Source organism: Sulfurihydrogenibium sp., from assembly GCF_027448985.1.
Classification (GTDB): domain Bacteria; phylum Aquificota; class Aquificia; order Aquificales; family Hydrogenothermaceae; genus Sulfurihydrogenibium.
On record NZ_DAIDMN010000111.1, the window covers coordinates 1 to 3285 of the forward strand.

Here is a 3285-nt window from a genome sequence, read left to right on the forward strand (position 1 = left end):
TTTCATTTTATCTACCTCCTATTTTGTTTGATTATTTTATCAAGGTAGATGCTCATTGTCTATATGAACCTATACAGTTGATATAAATTCAAGTTGTCTATATAATATCATTAAATTTTATTAAGAGGTGTACCAATGAAAAGGTTTTTAACGATAACTTTAATGTTTACATTTTTGTTTTTGCTGGTAGAGGATTCTTTTGCAAGAGCCGGAAAAGGTTCTTCATCCGGATTTAGGTCTTATAAGATGCAAGATTTTAACAGAGTAAATAAAAGCCCTTCTCAACCTTCACCTTATGGACAAAAACAAGTTCAAAACCAACCAAGTTATCAACCTCAGACTAAACCATCATTTTTCTCAAATCCGATTTTTAAATGGCTTATAGGTGGAATGATTTTTGGAGCTTTACTTTCACTTTTACTGGGACATGGATTTAATATAGGTATGCCCGGATTGTTGGAGATACTTTTAATTTTAGGAGTAGCTTACTTTATATTCAGAATGATATCCAAAAAGAAAGAAGAACCAGCATACGCTACTTCAACACCTCAAATATCAAATCCGGTAAACAAATACTCTGCAAATGCAGTATCTACAGAGCCTTATATAAATGAAGAACTTATCTTAAATTTAGCGAAAAACGCATTTATTGATATCCAAAGAGCATGGAGTAATGGAGATTTATCACCTGTTAAAAATTTCATGACAGATAGAATGTATTTATATCTAAATTCTCAACTTCAAGATTTGAAGTCAAAAGGACTGAAAAATGTTATTGAAGATTTGAAAATATTAGATGCAAACATAGTTCATGTTGAAGAAGAAGGAGATAACAAAGTCGTAATAGTTGAAATAGAAGCAGAAGGGAAGGATTACACATTAGATAGTCAAGGTAATGTTGTAGATGGTGATAAGCATAATCCGGTAGTATTCAAAGAGTACTGGGCTTTTGTTGGTAAAGCATTAAACTGGAAATTAGATGACATAAGACAGGTTCAAGATGTATAAAAAAATAATTTTAATATGGAGTTTTATTATGGTTTTGGCGGTAGCAAAGGCAGAAAGTAAAGAGAATATAACAATTAAAAAGTTGAAAAATGGCGTGTCTGTGATTGTTAAAGAAAGAAAAGATACGCAAGCGGTTGCAGTTCAGGTTTGGTTTGGAGTAGGTTCAGTTTATGAAAATGACAAAGAAAGAGGCCTTTCCCACTTTTTGGAGCATATGCTTTTCAACGGTACAAAATACACAAAACCTGGAGAAATAGAGTTTGAAGTAGAAAAAAAGGGTGGAAGTATAAACGCAGCTACAAGTTTTGATTTTACTTACTATCACATTGAAATAGGAAGTCTGTTTTGGAAGGATGCCTTGACATATCTTTACTACATGACAACTCAGCCTTCTTTGTCCGATGAAATGGTAGCAAAAGAAAAACCTATTGTTTTAGAAGAACTTAACCGTCATCTTGATAATCCTAAGAGTTATTTATGGGATACATACTATAAACTTGCTTATAAAAAGACAAACTATAAGCATCCGGTTATAGGGTACAGAGAAACGATAGAAAATTACACTCCTGAACTTGTAAGAAACTACTTTTACTCTCATTACACACCTTCAAATACTACTGTAGTCGTAGTAGGAAATATAAACACAAAAGAAGTTTTAAACGAGATAGAAAAAACTTTTGGTTCTGTAAAAGGAAAGTACTATAAACCACCTAAAATAGAACTTGAAGACCCACAAACGGATGTAAGAAGAGAAGATATATACAAATCTCAGATAACTAGAGCGTATGTAGCCATAGGATGGCAAGCTCCATCAATAAGAGATAAGAGTACTCCAGCCTTAAACGTTTTAGAAGAAATACTTTTAAATGGTAAAAGCTCTATAATGTATCAAGAGTTAAAGGAAAAAGGTTTTGTCCAATCTATTTATGGTGGGTATATGTCTCATATTGGAACAAGTCAATTTTTGATATACTTTGTTACAGACCCTGATAAAGTAGAAAAAGCAAAAGAAAAAGTATTTGAAATACTTAAGTATTATCAAACAAATGGAATTCCAAAAGACACTTTAGAAAATGCAAAAAGAAGAATCATAAATAGAGAAGTATTTGCAAGAGAAGAGGTTGATAACGATGCTGAGTCTGCCGGATACGCTGTAACAGTTACCGGTGATATAAAATACGACTTACAGTTTGTAGAAAGAATCAAAAAAGTAAAAAAAGAAGATGTAGAAAACTATCTAAGAACATTAAAAGATAATAACTATACAGAAGTAAGATTGCTTCCGGAAAAAAACAGTGTCCCTGTAGCTCAGTAGGACAGAGCACTGGATTCCTAATCCGGAGGTCGGCGGTTCAAGTCCGCCCAGGGACACTTTATGGAGAAATAGATGATTGAAAACATGGAAAGCTTTCTAAATTCTTACGGATATTTTGCTGTTTTTATAGGTACCTTTATTGAAGGAGAACTTTTTTTACTTGTAGCTGGATTCTTTATTAGACACGAATTTTTACAACCTTTACCTACGTTTATATTTTCCATTTTAGGAGCATTAACACACGAGCTTATATACTTTTTCCTTGGACGATGGAAAGGAAGACATATATTACTTGGGAATAAGTACACAAAAAGAAGATATAAAAAAGCCAAAAAACTTGTTGAAAAATACGGCATTTTCTCACTTTTCATAATAAGGTTCATTTATGGAATGAGAGTCGTTCCAATGATGCTTATGGGAGCAACTGGATTTAATCTGTACAAATTTCTATTTTTTAACATTTTATCTTTGATAATCTGGGCTACAATATTCTTAAGTCTTGGTTATTTCTTAGGACATATAGCAATTACACTTTTTGGTGATTTAAAACATTACTACCTTATATTTGGTCTTACGGTTGTATTTGTTGGATTGTTAGTTTACCTTTTTTATGCTTTAATAACAAGAAACAAAAAAGAGGTTAAACAATGAAAGACCTTTACTCTATCAACCAACTAACAAAAGAAGATATTCAAAAAATATTTGAAAAAGCAAGGGAGTATAAAGAAAGATTCAACAGGGGAGAAAAAAAATTTAACGATTTAAAAGGTTACAGTGCATTACTGGTTTTTTTTGAAAACTCAACAAGGACAAGAACATCTTTTGAACTTGCAGGAAAGATATTAGGTGCAGATACAATAAATATAACAGCATCATCAAGCTCTGTAAAGTAGAAAAAGCAAAAGAAAAAGTATTTGAAATACTTAAGTATTATCAAACAAATGGAATTCCAAAAGACACTT

General features: G+C 31.8%; 4 protein-coding genes and 1 tRNA gene. All 5 read left to right on the top strand.

Translation table 11 applies throughout. The features are described 5' to 3' along the window. The first annotated feature begins 135 nt into the window (after positions 1–135). The 5 genes from NE054_RS07520 to NE054_RS07540 all read left to right on the top strand — a co-directional run bounded on the left by NE054_RS07520 (position 136) and on the right by NE054_RS07540 (position 3216). Positions 136–1008, top strand: coding sequence for a TIM44-like domain-containing protein (locus tag NE054_RS07520; RefSeq protein ID WP_297890290.1), 873 nt, complete (start codon positions 136–138; stop codon positions 1006–1008). Positions 1009–1036: 28 nt separating this feature from the next. Then, entirely contained in the window at positions 1037–2323 is a 1287-nt protein-coding gene (locus NE054_RS07525; RefSeq protein WP_297890291.1) for a pitrilysin family protein, read from the top strand. Continuing rightward, positions 2306–2379, top strand: a tRNA-Arg gene (locus tag NE054_RS07530). The genes NE054_RS07525 and NE054_RS07530 overlap by 18 nt, the downstream gene beginning before the upstream one ends. A 16-nt stretch (positions 2380–2395) precedes the next feature. Continuing rightward, a complete protein-coding gene (locus tag NE054_RS07535; RefSeq protein ID WP_297890292.1) occupies positions 2396–2974 on the top strand; it encodes a DedA family protein in 579 nt (192 codons plus the stop codon). After that, positions 2971–3216, top strand: a complete 246-nt coding sequence (locus NE054_RS07540) for a hypothetical protein (RefSeq protein WP_297890293.1) — start codon at positions 2971–2973, stop codon at positions 3214–3216. The genes NE054_RS07535 and NE054_RS07540 overlap by 4 nt, the downstream gene beginning before the upstream one ends. Positions 3217–3285 lie beyond the last annotated feature (69 nt).